The sequence below is a fragment of the Neoalteromonas flava genome (assembly GCF_002807685.1).
In the GTDB taxonomy this organism is placed as follows: Bacteria; Pseudomonadota; Gammaproteobacteria; order Enterobacterales; family Alteromonadaceae; genus Alteromonas_E; species Alteromonas_E flava.
The window spans coordinates 831,830-848,077 of the sequence record NZ_PEAX01000003.1 but is presented as its reverse complement, the minus strand read 5'-3'; the positions used below and the strand labels follow the sequence as shown (position 1 = coordinate 848,077).

The 16,248-nt window shown below is 44.5% G+C and carries 15 protein-coding genes; 8 read left to right on the top strand and 7 right to left on the bottom strand.

All coding sequences use genetic code 11. The features are described 5' to 3' along the window. Positions 1 to 67 precede the first annotated feature (67 nt). Positions 68 to 1,042 carry an HTH-type transcriptional regulator CysB gene (gene cysB, locus CSH92_RS09775; RefSeq protein WP_100657397.1) on the top strand — a complete coding sequence of 325 codons (975 nt, stop codon included), beginning with the start codon at positions 68 to 70 and terminating at the stop codon, positions 1,040 to 1,042. A gap of 109 nt (positions 1,043 to 1,151) precedes the next feature. Here cysB and CSH92_RS09770 read toward each other — a convergent pair whose 3' ends face one another. From CSH92_RS09770 to pabB, 3 genes are all read right to left on the bottom strand, one after another. After that, complete coding sequence (locus CSH92_RS09770) at positions 1,152 to 2,525, bottom strand: L-serine ammonia-lyase (RefSeq protein ID WP_100657396.1); 1,374 nt, start codon at positions 2,523 to 2,525, stop codon at positions 1,152 to 1,154. A 160-nt stretch (positions 2,526 to 2,685) separates the two neighbouring features. Beyond that, the gene (locus CSH92_RS09765) at positions 2,686 to 3,258 is read right to left on the bottom strand and encodes a CoA pyrophosphatase (protein WP_100657395.1); all 573 of its coding nucleotides are present in this window, start codon (positions 3,256 to 3,258) and stop codon (positions 2,686 to 2,688) included. Continuing rightward, complete coding sequence (pabB, locus tag CSH92_RS09760; RefSeq protein WP_100657394.1) at positions 3,255 to 4,628, bottom strand: aminodeoxychorismate synthase component I; 1,374 nt, start codon at positions 4,626 to 4,628, stop codon at positions 3,255 to 3,257. The genes CSH92_RS09765 and pabB overlap by 4 nt, the downstream gene beginning before the upstream one ends. Positions 4,629 to 4,746: 118 nt before the next feature. Here pabB and CSH92_RS09755 point away from each other — a divergent pair, with 118 nt between their 5' ends. Genes CSH92_RS09755 through CSH92_RS09740 form a run of 4 tightly spaced genes read left to right on the top strand, consistent with a single transcriptional unit; the run spans position 4,747 to position 9,362 of the window. Beyond that, positions 4,747 to 6,276: a fumarate hydratase gene (locus CSH92_RS09755; RefSeq protein WP_100657393.1), complete on the top strand. Its 1,530-nt coding sequence runs from the start codon at positions 4,747 to 4,749 to the stop codon at positions 6,274 to 6,276. Positions 6,277 to 6,324: 48 nt separating this feature from the next. Beyond that, a complete protein-coding gene (locus CSH92_RS09750; protein ID WP_240612770.1) occupies positions 6,325 to 7,746 on the top strand; it encodes a DNA recombination protein RmuC in 1,422 nt (473 codons plus the stop codon). 42 nt (positions 7,747 to 7,788) lie between these two features. Beyond that, a complete protein-coding gene (locus CSH92_RS09745; RefSeq protein WP_100657392.1) occupies positions 7,789 to 8,682 on the top strand; it encodes a prenyltransferase in 894 nt (297 codons plus the stop codon). Further along, positions 8,667 to 9,362: an SOS response-associated peptidase family protein gene (locus CSH92_RS09740; protein WP_100657391.1), complete on the top strand. Its 696-nt coding sequence runs from the start codon at positions 8,667 to 8,669 to the stop codon at positions 9,360 to 9,362. The genes CSH92_RS09745 and CSH92_RS09740 overlap by 16 nt, the downstream gene beginning before the upstream one ends. A gap of 184 nt (positions 9,363 to 9,546) precedes the next feature. Here the strand turns inward: CSH92_RS09740 and CSH92_RS09735 are convergent, their stop codons facing one another. The 3 genes from CSH92_RS09735 to cysK all read right to left on the bottom strand — a co-directional run bounded on the left by CSH92_RS09735 (position 9,547) and on the right by cysK (position 12,355). Next, entirely contained in the window at positions 9,547 to 10,722 is a 1,176-nt protein-coding gene (locus CSH92_RS09735; protein ID WP_100657390.1) for a hydroxymethylglutaryl-CoA reductase, read from the bottom strand. 109 nt (positions 10,723 to 10,831) lie between these two features. Then, complete coding sequence (locus CSH92_RS09730) at positions 10,832 to 11,290, bottom strand: hypothetical protein (RefSeq protein WP_100657389.1); 459 nt, start codon at positions 11,288 to 11,290, stop codon at positions 10,832 to 10,834. Positions 11,291 to 11,389: 99 nt separating this feature from the next. After that, entirely contained in the window at positions 11,390 to 12,355 is a 966-nt protein-coding gene (gene cysK / locus CSH92_RS09725) for a cysteine synthase A (protein ID WP_100657388.1), read from the bottom strand. Positions 12,356 to 12,666: 311 nt separating this feature from the next. Here cysK and CSH92_RS09720 point away from each other — a divergent pair, with 311 nt between their 5' ends. The 3 genes from CSH92_RS09720 (at position 12,667) to CSH92_RS09710 (ending at position 15,477) form a co-directional block, all read left to right on the top strand. Further along, positions 12,667 to 13,503 (top strand): AAA family ATPase, encoded by an 837-nt coding sequence (locus tag CSH92_RS09720; RefSeq protein ID WP_100657387.1) that lies wholly within the window; start codon positions 12,667 to 12,669, stop codon positions 13,501 to 13,503. After that, positions 13,503 to 14,684 (top strand): vWA domain-containing protein, encoded by a 1,182-nt coding sequence (locus tag CSH92_RS09715; protein ID WP_100657386.1) that lies wholly within the window; start codon positions 13,503 to 13,505, stop codon positions 14,682 to 14,684. The genes CSH92_RS09720 and CSH92_RS09715 overlap by 1 nt, the downstream gene beginning before the upstream one ends. 112 nt (positions 14,685 to 14,796) lie before the next feature. Further along, positions 14,797 to 15,477 (top strand): rhomboid family intramembrane serine protease, encoded by a 681-nt coding sequence (locus tag CSH92_RS09710; RefSeq protein ID WP_100657385.1) that lies wholly within the window; start codon positions 14,797 to 14,799, stop codon positions 15,475 to 15,477. On the opposite strand, the gene CSH92_RS09705 is transcribed toward CSH92_RS09710, so the two are convergent. Further along, positions 15,456 to 16,064 (bottom strand): methyltransferase family protein, encoded by a 609-nt coding sequence (locus CSH92_RS09705; protein WP_100657384.1) that lies wholly within the window; start codon positions 16,062 to 16,064, stop codon positions 15,456 to 15,458. The genes CSH92_RS09710 and CSH92_RS09705 overlap by 22 nt on opposite strands. Positions 16,065 to 16,248: the final 184 nt, after the last annotated feature.

Here is a 16,248-nt window from a genome sequence, read left to right as displayed (position 1 = left end):
TCTTGATGCTAACAGCATAGCCAGCAATGCTCGCCACTTTAAACATTCGAATTAATGGATACCGCTAATGAAGCTGCAGCAGCTCCGCTATATCGTTGAAGTACAAAATAATAATTTAAACGTTTCAGCTACGGCTGAAAGCTTGTTTACGTCTCAACCAGGGATCAGTAAACAGGTGCGGATGCTGGAAGACGAGTTAGGTGTGCAAATATTCGGACGCAGCGGTAAACACTTAACTCACGTTACCGATGCCGGACAAGACGTAATAAATATTGCTCGCCAGATTTTAGCCAAAGTTGAAAGCATCAAATCAGTTGCACGCGAACATACGTTGCCAGATCAAGGCAAGCTTAATATTGCTACAACACATACCCAAGCTCGTTATGCTTTGCCAGAAGTGATCCAAGGTTTTATGCATAAGTTCCCAAAAGTGTCACTGCATATGCACCAAGGCACACCTTCGCAAATCAGCGATTTGGCGGCTAAAGGCGAAGCAGACTTTGCTATCGCTACAGAGGCTTTGCACCTCTATAACGATTTGGTCATGCTGCCGTGTTATCACTGGAATCGTTCTGTGATTGTGAATAAATCGCACCCTTTAGCAAAAAAGGGCAGTATTGAAATTGAAGATATTGCGCAGTATCCGTTAGTTACATACGTCTTTGGCTTTACTGGTCGTTCTGAACTGGATCAAGCATTCGAACGCGCTGGACTTACGCCTAAAATTGTATTCACAGCAACTGACGCTGATGTTATCAAAACTTATGTTCGACTCGGTGTAGGGATCGGAGTAATTGCCTCAATGGCGGTAAACGAAGATTTAGACGAGGATTTAGTTAAAATTGACGCAAGTCACTTGTTCCAATACAGCACAACCAAAATTGGCTTTCGCAAAGGCTCATTTCTACGCAGCTACATGTATGATTTTATTGAACGTTTTGCACCGCATTTAACCAAAACGATGGTTGAAAAAGCGATGATGCAGAAGAATAACGACGATGTGGAAAAGCTATTTAAAGATATAACGCTACCGGTTAGATAAACGTAGCTTGTCGAGTGGCATATCCGCCGTCTTTTGCTGGCATACTTGCGCACTTAAATGCATATGGGCGCTCGCTGCGCGTAAAAAGCGTACGTATATCAACTACTAATTAACATTCGATAATGTTAACGGCGAGTCCACCGCGCGCTGTCTCTTTGTATTTGGTTTTCATATCATTGCCAGTGTCACGCATGGTTTTTATCACTTTGTCTAATGATACCTTATGTTCACCTGAGCCTCGTACCGCTAGGCGTGATGCGTTGATGGCTTTTATTGCTCCCATTGCATTGCGTTCAATACAGGGCACCTGAACTAATCCACCGACAGGATCACAGGTAAGGCCTAGATTATGCTCCATACCAATCTCTGCCGCATTCTCTACTGCATCAACGGAACCACCAAGGATTTCTGTTAATGCTCCTGCTGCCATTGAGCACGCAACGCCGACTTCGCCCTGACAGCCAACCTCGGCGCCGGAGATTGAAGCATTCTTTTTATACAAAATACCAATTGCTGCAGCGGTTAATAGATAGCGAGTTGCGGTTTCATCATCAACCGGTTGGACAAATTTATCATAGTAGCTTAGCACGGCCGGTAATATTCCAGCCGCACCATTGGTTGGGGCTGTAACTACACGACCGCCTGCAGCATTTTCTTCATTCACAGCCAGAGCAAACAAGTTGACCCAATCCATTGCTTGCATGGGGTCACTCGACTTTTCATTCTTTAAACGGCGATACAAACCTGGCGCGCGGCGCAACACTTTCAAGCCGCCGGGTAAAATTCCTTCAGTTTCAATGCCGCGTTTAATGCAGGCTTGCATTACCTGCCAAATATTCGCGAGTTTATCCTGAACCTCTTCCTTGGAAGCATGCACCATCTCATTTCGCCACATAAGCGAGCTAATAGAGATACCATTGGTTTTAGCCTGCTTAACCAATTCTTCAGCTGTGCTAAATGGGTAGGGTACTGGTGTGTCGTGCAGCTCAATCGCGGCTTTCTTAGCGTCGACAAACTCTTCTTCAGTAACAATAAAACCGCCACCAATACTGTAATAGGTTTGCTTGTGCAGCAATGTTTCACCCTTATAAGCGAATATTGTCATTCCATTAGCATGTAAGGGTAGGGTTTTGCGACGATGAAAGATGATCGCACCGTCTCTCGGAAAGGCAACGGTATGTTCTGTTGTTACGGGTAATTGTTGCGTTTTTTCCACGTTTTCCAGTAATTGATCAATGCTTTCTACCGGAATACTTTCAGGAGTCTCGCCATGCAGGCCAAGAATTACCGCTTTCCCGGTACCGTGACCTTTGCCAGTCTGTCCTAACGAACCATATAGTTCGGTTACGATGCGATCAGTTTGGGGTAAAACACCGCTATTGATTAGTGTTTGTATAAATTGATTTGCCGCACGCATTGGACCCACAGTATGCGAACTTGAAGGGCCAATACCAATACTAAACATATCAAAAACACTAATCATCACTGCGCCTATTAAGGAATGTAAAAGTCGTTATTATGCGCTCAATGTTAGCTGTCTCAAGTCAAAATTCCTAATGCTTCGAATTAGACAGGTTAATCAATTGTAAAGAAAAGTTTATGCAAGTTGAGGAAACGCATAAATCGACGTAGTGCTGGTTTAATTACTCATAGATGTGGTTCGCTAGAGTACGCAATATAGCGGCGGTCGCTCCCCAAATATACAAATCACCGTAGGGAATAAAATAGACTGGCATATTGCGCTGCTGCCGATTCACCCAATGAATTAAATAGTTTTCCTTGTTTAGCACATGCTCGAGAGGAACTTCAAACGCGTTACAGACTTCGTTTTCATCCAGTGTTAAGTCGATGCCAGGTGGGACAAACCCGATCACTGGTTGCATAACGTAACCGCTGATCGTCCTATAGTCGGGCAATTGGCCAATAATGTTGACTTGTTGTGGTGGGATACCAATTTCCTCATGTGTCTCGCGCAAAGCTGCTGCGATAGCATCGGTGTCGTCGTCTTCCTGACGTCCCCCAGGAAAGCTTATCTGACCGGGGTGATGGCGTAAATGAGTAGCCCTGCGGGTGAGTAATAAGTTAAGCCCACTTTCATGGGTGATTAGCGGTAACAGTACGCCAGCAGGTTTGCCGGCATGTCGCAACGGAAAGTCAGCTTCAGCAGTTATGCGTCTTGTATGATGAAACAGGGTCAGAAACTCATCGGCAGTCATTGTAAAACCGGTAAAATTTTATTTACTTTGTCCAGACTCTCTTGATACTCGGCGGTTGGGTCGGAGTCTAAAACAATCCCGCCACCAGCCCAGCAATGTAATTCACCGTTACACGCTAGCACTGTGCGAATACAGATACTCGTATCCATGTCATTCTGCGCGCCAAAATAGCCCATACTGCCACAATAAATACTGCGTGGTGAATTTTCCAATTCATCGATGATCTGCATCGCGCGTACTTTCGGTGCGCCGGTAATCGAGCCTCCGGGAAAGGCATCGCGTAGTAACTCAAAAGGTGAAGAACTTGGGTTTAATTCACCTACAACAGTCGACACCATGTGATGCACCGCAGCGTAGCTTTCAAGCGCAAAGGGGGAGGGAACCTGTACCGAGTTGGGTTGACAATGTTTGGAAATGTCATTGCGCAGTAAATCTACAATCATGAGATTTTCTGCTCGGTCCTTTTCTGAATTTAATAACTCAGTGGCGAGTCGTTGATCAACAACAGGATCATGACTGCGTGGACGCGTACCCTTGATTGGTTTGGTTTCAACATGGTTGTTTTGAACCGAAAGAAAACGTTCAGGTGAAATACTCAAGATACAGCAAGTCGGCAAGCGCATAAATACTGAGTAGGGCGCTCGGTTTGCTTCGCGTAAGCGCAAGTAAGCTTGATATTCACTGCCGTCGTAGCGGGCACTAAATCGCTGGGCGAAATTGACTTGATAGCAATCGCCAGCTACTAAATAGTCATGGATCCTAGCCAGCTTATTTTTGTATTCCTGCTCAGTGGTATTTGCGCGCCATTGCTCTGTCAACTCAAATGCAGACCATTCAGGTAAAGTGTCACGAAGCTGAAATGGTGGGGAATTTTTTGGTCGGCATTCAAACCATCGTTGGGTTAACCGATCATATATCAGTGAGCGGTCGTATACGCCAAGTGCCATGTCAGGGCAATCAAGAGTATGCGCGAAAGGCGTAGGTAAGTATTCAAAATGACGACCCAAATCATAGCTAAATGCACCTGCGATCCCTACCAAGAAGGGTAATTGCTGCGCTAACGTTGGGTCATTAAACGTAATATTTTCAACAAAGTCTCGGTGCGTATTCTGTGCAATGGTGATGGGATCATTTTCTGAAACATCTTCGTTGTTTTCGTCAGTATCTGCAATTATGGTCGTGGTTTGAGTCGTAACAATCGTTTTCACTGGTGAGTGCAGTAAAATATCAAAACGATTATCCTCGTCAGCGTGACCAGCACTGTCAAAAAGCATTGACCATGGTTGCTCGGAAAAATGGGCAAACAGGGTTTCAGCAGAGAATGCTGAGGGGATATCTAATTGGCTGATGATGTACGCTTTTTTATCCATTTTCTACTTAAGTCTTAGGTGCAGTTAGTGCAATACCACCGTTCAAGGTAGTATACTGTTTGCCTAATCTAATTCACCATGAAATTTTGTGATTTAACCACTGAGTACAGAGGACACCATGACTGTAATTCGTCAGCAAGATTTGATTGATAGTATTGAAGATGCCCTGCAATTTATCTCCTATTACCACCCATTGGACTACATTAAAGCGGTAGAGCAGGCTTATATTAAGGAAGAAAGCCAAGCCGCAAAAGATGCAATGGCGCAAATACTGATTAATTCAAGAATGTCTGCTGAGGGTAAACGCCCTATTTGTCAGGATACCGGGATCGTTACCTGTTTTGTTAAGATCGGGATGGGCGTTACATGGGATAAAACGGACATGACGATTCAGGAAATGGTCGATGAAGGGACACGCCGTGCTTATTTGAATCCAGATAATCCGTTACGCGCATCGATTGTTTCTGATCCAGCAGGTGCACGAAAAAACACCAAGGACAACACACCAGCGGTGGTCCATATTGATACTGTACCAGGTGAAAATGTTGAAATTATGATTGCGGCTAAAGGCGGTGGTTCAGAAAACAAATCTAAAATGGTGATGTTGAACCCTAGCGATGATATTGCGGAATGGGTAGTAAAAACCCTGCCCACCATGGGAGCCGGTTGGTGTCCTCCAGGAATGTTGGGCATAGGCATCGGTGGAACGGCAGAAAAAGCCGCAGTGTTAGCCAAAGAAAGCCTAATGGATCCCGTTGATATCCAAGAACTCATGGAGCGTGGCGCGCAAACAACAGAAGAAAAGTTGCGTCTGGATATTTTCGAAAAAGTGAATAATTTGGGCATTGGCGCGCAGGGCTTAGGCGGCCTAACAACAGTCGTGGATATTAAGATTAAGTCGGTACCGACGCATGCGGCGTCTAAACCAGTTGCAATGATCCCCAACTGTGCTGCCACTCGCCATGCGCACTTTGTCTTGGATGGCAGTGGGCCTGCTGAATTGCGTGCGCCCAAGCTTGAAGAATGGCCTGAAGTGACTTGGGAAGTGGGTGAAAATACTCGCCGTGTTAATCTAGATACTGTGACTAAAGAAGATGTCAAAGAGTGGAAGGTGGGAGAGACCGTTCTTTTGTCAGGCAAAATGCTCACTGGTCGAGATGCCGCTCATAAGCGTATTCAAACCATGTTAGAGAGCGGCGAGGGTTTACCTGAAGGCGTTGATCTCGCGAATAAATTTATTTATTACGTAGGCCCTGTTGATGCAGTCGGTGACGAAGTTGTAGGGCCAGCAGGGCCTACGACTGCCACGCGCATGGACAAATTCACTGACATGATGCTGGAGAAAACCGGTATTCTTGGCATGATCGGCAAAGCGGAACGTGGTCAAGCGACGGTAGATAGCATTGCGAAGCATCAATCTGTTTATCTCATGGCCGTTGGTGGTGCTGCTTATTTGGTTTCTAAAGCGATTAAAAAAGCGCGCGTTGTGGCATTTGAAGATCTTGGAATGGAAGCAATTTATGAATTTGAAGTGGAAGATATGCCGGTAACTGTCGCTGTGGATAGTGATGGCAACAATGCACACCAAACCGGCCCTGCAATATGGAAAGCTAAGATCGCTGAACTGGACAGCAAATTAAAAGCTTAATCGTTGGATGAGGCAAGCGCTGGCTTGCCTTTTTTATTAGGAGACTTTGTGTTCGAAATATCATTTTTGCAAGCCGGACTTGTGTTTGCCGCTGTCGGACTTTTGCTTATTGGATTTATCGTATTTGGATATCAATCACGCAGTAAATATGCCCAGCAACAGTGGCAATTAGAACGCTTACAGGATCAACTGACACAACGGGAAGAACAGCTTGAGGATCTGAACAATATCCGTCAAGCGGCGAACAATTTTGAGCACCAAGTGATCCAACTCACCCAGCGTTGTGCGGGTTACGAAAAAGTTGAAGTTGAATATCAAAAATTGATCAGAACGTTGGATGATGTCCGCGAACAGCAAGCGCAACAAAAGGCGCACTATGAGTCGAGAATAGCGACTTTGCTGGCTAACGAGCAAGCTGCTGCAGAAAAACTAGAATTATTGCAGCAGGCTGAAGCGCGCATGCAAACTCAGTTTGAAAATCTGGCAAATCGTATTTTTGAACAAAAAAGCGAAAGTTTTGCAAAGGTAAATAAAAGCGGTCTCGATGGCCTTTTGGCACCCTTAAAAGAACAAATTGAAGGGTTTAAAAAACAAGTTTCAGATGCGTATATAAAAGAGGGGCAAGAGCGAGCTTCTTTGAAAACTGAAATACTAAGCTTAAAAGAGCTTAATCAGCGCATTACCGCAGAAGCCAATGCTTTAACCAGCGCCTTAAAGGGAGATAACAAACAACAAGGCAACTGGGGGGAAGTCGTCCTGGAAAAAATTCTGGAGCAAAGTGGCCTGCGTGAAGGTTCTGAGTTTGATACACAAACTTCGCTTATGACGGAAGAGGGGCGCGCCAGACAACCTGATGTTATTGTTCATCTTCCCAATGAAAAAGACATTATTATCGATTCCAAAGTTTCGTTGGTAGCCTATGAGGCCTACCATAACGCGGATGATGAGCAGCACCGTAAAGATTTTCTGAAGCAGCATGTTAATTCATTGCGCGCGCACATTAAGGGTTTAGGTAAAAAGGATTATCAAAATTTAAAGGGGGTGAAAACTCTCGATTACGTACTGATGTTCATTCCGATTGAACCGGCATTCTTATTGGCTGTAGATAGCGACCCTGAGATCGTCAGTTATGCGCTTGCGAATAATATCATGCTGGTTAGCCCAACTAATTTGTTAGTCGCACTACGCACTATCAATAATATTTGGCAATACGAATATCAAAACCAAAATGCACAAGCAATTGCCGAACGGGCGGCAAAGTTGTACGACAAATTCAGTGGCTTTATCAATGATATGGAAAAATTAGGTAAGTCATTGGAAACAACCAGTAAGACCTATGATGCGGCATTTAATAAGTTAAGTAGCGGCAAGGGGAACTTATTACGTCAAGTAGAACAATTTAAAAGCATGGGCGTGCAACCGACAAAACAGCTACCAAAACATTTGTTGTCTGATGGAGAGGACGATTAAGATAAACCTAACAGCTGTACCCTTAATGAAAGGTCGTTCGCAATGGTACAACTATTAATTGGTGTATCTAGACCGCCATTTCTGGTTTTGGTGGTCAGTTTGTTGCTGTTTCTGGCCGGGCTTCTTAATGCGATGGCTCAGCTTATCGACTGGGTGCGATTCGCGTTAGTCGGCGTAGCTGCTCTGGCAGCACACATGGCGGTCAATGCCCACAATGAATATTGTGATCATATTTCTGGGCTTGATACCATTACCCATAAAACCCCCTTTAGTGGCGGTAGTGGAACATTGCAACGGGAGGCGTTTAGTCCTCGAATAGCCCTTTATTTTGCTATTTTTTGTGCGCTAGTAGGCGCTGCGGTCGGGTTTTATTTATGGATAACATCATCGCAATCGCTGATTTTAGCGGGCCTTGGTATTTTGGGGCTCGTTTTAATATTTACTTATACTCCACTCATTAATCAGCATCCTCTTTTATGTCTTATTGCTCCCGGCTTGGGGTTTGGATTAGTGGTTTTATATGGTAGCTTTCTGGCTATAGCGCAAGAGCAGTCATTAGCCATACTGTTTGCTGCTCTGGCAATCGCTGGTTTAAGTAATAATTTGTTGCTTCTTAATCAATTCCCTGATCGCGCTGCGGATGCCGCAATAGGTCGCAATCATTGGGTGATCGACAATACGTTATCCGTTTGTGTTATTACCTATGTTGTTGAATTTTTACTTAGCCTTGCTTGCCTAGTGCTGTGCCTTTTGCTTTTAGCTGTTCCTATAATTGCGTTTATTGGCTTAATACCGATGCTCCTTGGCTGTGCGGTTGCCATTAACCTCAATAAATTAAGTGATTTTAATATTCAACCCAAAATACTGGGGCTAAATGTTGCCTGTACTGTTCTAACACCATTATTGTTGGGAGGCATGCTATGTGTGGTCGCTTAAATGTTACTGACGATGAAGCCGTGCGTGGCTTGTGCGAACAGCTTGGGTTACCCTTTGCGCCAAATCCGTCTCCTGAGCGGTTTGTCAGGGCTGCGCAAAACGTGTGGATACTACTGCAAGATCAAATTCAACCCAGGTGGTGCTCTGCAACCTGGTGGTTGCTGCTTGATAAAGTGCGTAATGAAGATGGTAGCTCCAGTTTTAAACCAAGCCGGTATACATCGTTTAATACTCGTTCAGATAAGCTGAATGTCAAAGGAAGTGCAGGCTATCATTCTTTTCGACAGCAACGCTGTTTAGTCATGGTGACGGGGTTTGGTGAAAGTCAAAAGACTGCTGAAGGTGTTCAATATACTGACTTTAGAGCAGAAGCAGGGCATTGTATTGTATTAGGTGGTCTTTATCGTAAGTGGCCTCAGGGCCAAGTCAGTTTCTCTATTATTACCACACCTGCGCACCCTAAAATCGCTCATTATCACCAAAAAGCCAGTCCACTGATGTTGCCACAATCAGTGGAAACATTGCTGCCATGGTTAGACCCTACGTTTTCCGATGTTGAATATTTTGCAGCTTTACTCGAGCAACCTTTGTTACCTCAAAGCCTGATTGCACAAGCGATTGATAAACCGAGCTCCTATGAAACTATTGCAGAGCCGGTTTTTGTGCCTAAGGATCAATAACGCCTGGCATGATACGTTTCCATATTGTGATCCGGGCTGTTAGCGTATTAAAATCTTTTGAACTAACGCCGAAAGTTACACAGACAGGCCTTTAGAAGATATAACTGTAAACAGTGGAATGAATATTTTTAGCACAAAAAACGCCGACCTAAGTCGGCGTTGGTGTTTAAGGCGCAATGGCTAGTTAAGTGCGGTTACGGCCGTACTTATCGTGGCTTGATACCCAATGACCAGCGATTACCGCACAAGCCAGTGATATATCACCTGCTAAAACTGTTGCAGCAACGATCTCAGCCAGTTTGTTGGCTTTGCCTTTGCCGTAACAACCCAAAAGCTCTAGACATTCTTTTTGAGTTGGTAATCCAGTACCACCACCATAAGTAGCACAAATCAGTGAGGGGAGGGTAACTGCCATGTAGAAGTCACCGTTATCCAGTAGCTCATGCGACAGCAAACCTGCATGAGATTCAACCACGTTCGCTTCATCTTGCCCAGTGGCAATGAATAGCGAGGCAATACCATTTGCACTGTGCGGGCCATTATAAGCTGCACCCGCCATCATCGCACCGGTATTAGCCAATACGGAGGCTTTTGCAAGGGTCTTGGTATCTACTTTCATGATACGTTCGAGGACTTCTTTCTTTAATGTAATCTCTGCAATGACTCGTTTACCACGGCTATGCAAAACGTTTAGATGTGAATGTTTCTTATCGGTATCCATATTGCCCGAAAGTAAATATAAGCACTTGCCTGGATAATTCGCTTTGATCCACTCACAGGCGGCTAATGTGGCTTTACCTACCATGTTTTGGCCTGCAGCATCACCGGTAGTGTAGTTGAAGCGTAAATAACGAATGCGTGCTACCGACCATTGGTGTATGTGTTTTAATTTACCGATACTGGTTGTGCTTTCTGCTGCCGCACAAATACCGTCCATGTTGTCACACACCCATTGGCCAAACTCACGCGCTTCGCGTGCATCTGCAAAAATGAACGCCGGAGCACGTTGCATAAATTGCTCAACAACAGTAGTTTTAACTCCGCCACATTCATTGATAACTCGCATACCGCGGCTGTAGCTGGCAACCAATGTACCTTCAGTTGTTGCTAGCGGTACGTAAAACAGCCCGTTCGCGTGCTCACCGTTAATTTGAACTGGGCCTGCTACACCCACTGGCATCTGCACGATGCCGATAAAGTTCTCAATGTTGCCCGGCAGTGTGTCAGTACTGATCGAGTATTGACCCGTATGGGTAAGCTCGGCGCCAGTTTTTTCCTTTAGAAACGCGCGACGTTTTTCCGCCCACTCGTCACTGTAGTCATTGTCCGCGCTGCGGGGAATACGAAAATCTTCGCTCATCTAATGCTCCTACCTACATCATGTTAATTAAATGTTAAATTTGCATTTTTTGTAGAAAAACACAAGTAATAATCGTCCATACAACTGTTAGATGATGACAAAATTGCCGCTATAAGAACGGATCTGCTTCGATCTTGTCAACTTTCCAATCACCGCGAACTTTGATTAGTTCGACTGTCCGTAACTCATCAATCTTATCGTCGTTGTAAAAACCGGTAAAAAACAACGTGACTTCGGCACTGTCAGCAAACTCAGTTCGACCGACACTGTCACTGCCTTCGGGGCTGACTTCAACTTGGTCATACATTAAACCGATGACATGTCGTTGTACGTTGCGGTTGGTACGATAATTATTAAGCAGGCGCGACATACGCTCTGAGCTTAATGCTAATGCTGCATCAATCGAAGGATCACGATAAATGCTGTGCATAAACATTACAGCTGCGTATTCGGGTGTGTTGTCGGCCATCATGCCGTACTTACCAACACCTTCACCTTGCTTGACTTCGCTGCAAGCGAAAAGGGTAAAAAGCATTAGAGCGGGTACTAAGGCTTTGTGAAGCTTCATCGGGATATCTCTTTTCTTGTTATCCCTTATTGTAGACACAAAAAAAGGAAGGTGTCAGCCTTCCTTTAAAAATCATTGATTTTTCTGCATTTAGCCGCGTTATTGGACTTCTTCCGCGTCGGTGAACTGACCGGCAAATAACGGGCTACTGAGGTAACGTTCAGTACCGCTGGCTAGCAGTACAACCACTACTTTGTCTTTATTTTCCGGGCGTTCAGCAAACCGTTTGGCTGCCACAACAGCAGCGCCAGAAGAGATACCGGCTAGAATACCTTCTTCCTTCATCAAGCGGTGGACCATTTCCATACATTCTTCGTTAGTGACTTGTTCCACCTCGTCAACTAAGTCCAAATCTAAGTTACCTGGAATAAAACCAGCGCCGATGCCTTGGATTTTATGTGGCCCTGGGGTCAGTTCTTGGCCGGCTTTAGCTTGAGTGATGACCGGTGAATCTGTAGGCTCAACGGCAACAGATGTTATTGCTTTGCCTTGGGTATTCTTAATGTAGCGACTCACTCCTGTGATGGTACCGCCTGTTCCAACGCCAGCGACGAAAGCATCAATTTTGCCATCAGTGTCGTTCCAAATTTCTGGCCCTGTCGTTTTCTCATGAATTTCAGGGTTGGCAGGGTTATCAAATTGCTGCAATAAAATGTATTTACTGGGATCTGAATCCACAATCTCTTGAGCCGCAGCCACCGCACCTTTCATGCCCTTCGGCGCCTCGGTTAGTACGAGGTTTGCACCCAATGCTTTAAGTAACTTACGACGTTCAAGGGACATGCTAGAAGGCATGGTTAGAGTAAGCTTGTAGCCACGAGAGGCAGCAACAAAGGCAAGCGCAATCCCGGTGTTGCCGCTGGTAGGCTCAACAATTTCTTTGTCTTTGGTTAAAACGCCACGCTTTTCTGCATCCCAAATCATATTTGCGCCAATTCGGCACTTCACGCTAAAACTTGGATTGCGTGATTCGATTTTTGCGTACACGTTGCCGCCTGTAACGCGGTTTAACTTAACCAATGGAGTGTTACCTATCGCAAGCGAGTTATCTTCAAAGACTTTCATAATTTTCCTAATCTCTTGAGCTTGTAGTAAAGCCTGTTAAATGGCGAAGGAATCGACCTTGCGTATTCCAATCGCTGCGCTCCTAACATCCAATCTGATTCCCAACAGCGTTTGCTTATTAAGGTTTTAGTTTGAGCATTAGATGCACTTATTCGTAAATCAACGCTAATTTTAGACACAATGTGAACAAGGCGTTAATTCTTTGCGTAACATAATAACCACAGGATTGGTATGATAGCTAAAAAAGCAAGGTGCTTTTTTGCTATAACTTATAGAATTTTTCTCAGCACAAACAATTAATGAGGTTTTACATGGGTTTTACCGGAACCGACGAATATATCGCAAGTAAAGAATTACAATTGGCAGTTAATGCTGCAATTACTTTGGAAAAGCCGCTTTTAGTTAAAGGTGAGCCCGGTACCGGTAAAACGATGTTGGCAGAGCAATTAGCAAGTAGTCTCGGAACTCAACTTATCCAATGGCACATTAAGTCGACTACTAAAGCGCAGCAGGGGTTATATGAATATGATGCGGTTTCACGTCTACGCGATTCACAATTAGGCGATGAGCGCGTGCACGATATCCGCAACTATATCGTCAAGGGTAAACTATGGCAGGCGTTCACCGCTGCACAGCGCCCTATATTGTTGATTGATGAAATCGATAAGGCTGATATTGAGTTTCCCAATGATTTGTTGCTCGAGTTAGATAAGATGGAGTTTTTTGTCTATGAAACACAAGAGACCATCAAGGCATCGCAACGACCAATAGTGATCATCACTTCAAACAACGAAAAGGAATTACCAGATGCATTTTTGCGCCGTTGTTTTTTCCATTACATCCAATTTCCGGATGCGGATGAAATGCGCAAAATTATTGATGTGCATTATCCCAATATCAAACAGCGACTGATTGATGAAGCGCTGCGTGCCTTTTTTGATTTGCGTGAAATTCCAGGTTTAAAAAAGAAACCATCAACGTCAGAGCTTTTGGACTGGTTAAAGTTATTGGTTGCGGAAGATATTCCACCTGAAGCCTTGCAGACAAAAGATGGAAAGTCGTCAATCCCACCACTGTATGGGGCATTGTTGAAAAATGAGCAGGATATTCACTTATTTGAAAAACTAGTCTTTATGGCGCGTCGCTAGTGTTAGTTGATTTTTTCTTTACGTTAAAAAAATACCGCTTACCGGTAAGTCTGCGCGAGTTACTCGACCTTATAAATGCGTTAGAACAACATGTTGTATACGCCGATATGGAAGGCTTCTATTATTTAGCGCGTGTGATCATGGTAAAGGATGAAAGCCAGTTCGATAAGTTTGATCGCGCTTTTGCAGATTACTTTAAAGGCGTCGAAAGTATTGATTTATTTAATACTGAAATCCCAGATGACTGGCTGAATAACGCATTGAACCGATACTTCAGTGAGGAAGAAAAGAAAAAAATAGAGGCGATGGGCGGTCTGGATAAGTTAATGGAGACGCTCAAGCAACGGTTAGAGGAACAACAAAAGCGGCATCAAGGAGGAAATAAATGGATTGGTACCGGAGGAACTTCGCCATTTGGTGCCAATGGCTATAACCCCGAAGGTATTCGTATTGGGCAGGATGGGAATCGCAACTTCTCCGCAGTAAAAGTATGGGACAAACGTGAGTTTAGAAACCTATCTAACGATACTGAATTGGGTACGCGTAACCTAAAAATGGCGCTGAGAAAACTACGTAAGTTCGCGCGCACGGGAGCGGGTGAAGAACTTGACGTAAATGAGACAATTGGCGCGACGGCTAAAAACGGTGGATTATTGGATATTCATATGACGCCTGAGCGTCATAACGCGGTAAAAGTCCTGATGTTCTTTGACATTGGCGGTTCTATGGATGCTTATATCCAGCAATGTGAAGAGTTGTTTTCAGCGGTGCATACGGAGTTTAAACATTTAGAGTATTTTTACTTTCATAATTGCATCTACGAAGATGTGTGGAAAGACAACTCTCGACGCGACAAAGAACGATTGTCGGTATACGAAATTGTGCATAAATACGGGCGCGATTATAAAGTCATATTCGTCGGTGATGCGACCATGGGTCCCTATGAAATTACCTATCCTGGTGGTAGCGTTGAGCATTGGAATGAAGAGCCAGGTGCAGCATGGCTAAGTCGGATCACCCAGCATTTTAGCCATTGTGTTTGGCTCAACCCACAATCCCAGGCTCATTGGAATTTTTATGCGTCGGTACAGATCATAAATGATTTGATGGACCAGCGCATGTATCCACTGACTCTTGAGGGATTAGGTGACGCAATTAAGCGGCTAACGCAGTCTCACTAAGTTATTTCAGAACCGAAAGCTCTATGCCATCGTCAGGTAATCTAACAAGCGACTTGTGTCTGCCGTTTTCGTAATTATATCTCTAAGAACATAATCTTTTCTGAGCGTATGAATGAAAAATGCAATCTTAACCGCAACAGGTTTGACTGCTTTGTTGTGGGTCATTCATTCTGCGGTAGTTCTTTTTAGCCTCAATCAAGGTGTTCTTGGACTACAACCGTTGAATGTATATTCACTATATGGGGTCCTGACAGCGCCTTTGGTGCATGGTAGTTATGAGCACTTGTTTAATAACACACTACCGCTTATCTGCTTGCTGACGATGCTGCTATATGGTTATCCCAAAACGCGCGGACGGGTAATCGTTGCGATATGGTTGTTATCCGGCATAGGTGTGTGGCTCTTTGCCCGTTCAGCAACGCACCTAGGGGCAAGCGGTATAACTCATGGTTTGTTTTTCTTTTTATTTACGGTGAGCATATTTCGCCGCGATAAACGTTCAGTGGTGTTAATGATGATCGCCTTCTTTATGTATGGAGGGATGGTTATGACTATATTCCCGCGCGAGCCCGGAATTTCCTACGAGTACCATTTCTTTGGCGCCGTAGCTGGTTTCTTAAGTGCTATTGTATGGCATCGGCGTGATCCGAAATTTATCGAGAAAAGCTATCCGTGGGAGCTAAACGAAAGTTTCGATGAAGATATTGCGCGAATTGGTGATGCATGGAAAACCGATGAGCAACGCGAGCAAGAAGACGCTGAAGCTAATGGTCAAAACCATCGCGGTACGTGATTTTGATAATCTCGATATATATTTTCGTGCTGCAAAAGCAGATGCCGTTCTTCCAAATGAGTTTGGATCAGAATGGCGATGCTCCCAATACACAGGCAAAGCAGAGTGAACATTGAGGGTAACGCTAGAAAAAAACCAAGCTGGCCAGCCATGACGCCAATGAAGGCGGGATTTCTTGACCTAGCATATACTCCGTGCGTAATTAATGGAGTGAGCTTCTGTCTATCGAGGCCGCTGCGCCAGCTACCATTCATTTGCTGATGAGCAATAATGGTTAACGTAAAGCCGCCAGTCAGTAACAAGAGACCAAATAAATTTAGTACCTTAGGGAAGGTGGTGAAGAGGAGTAATACGTCGTCGATTGTGGGGTAAAATAAGCGCAGTACGCAGATCCCCCATATGCTAATGCGAAAGATACGGAAGGTAAGATGATTCCACCAGTGCAGTGAATAACGCGTGCCCATATCGACTAGCGCAGATTGCTTAAATTGGCGTTTACGTAAGGCAATACTGCATAGGTAAAAGCCTGCAACGATGGAAAAAAATGCCGCCAAAAAGACGCTGATAAAGGTGTCGAGAGAAAACATAGGCTCCTGTAGGCGCGCTTAAAAAGTAATGGAACTCTTACAATATAAGACGGGCTTTATTCGCTTATATACCTAATTAGCGTAACACGCCTCTGTATTGCCTGCATGGTTTTAGACGCAATCCATTGACCTTAACCGCTGCCTCACGCAAAATGCCCGTGATTTTTCTTTACATCGGCTAAGT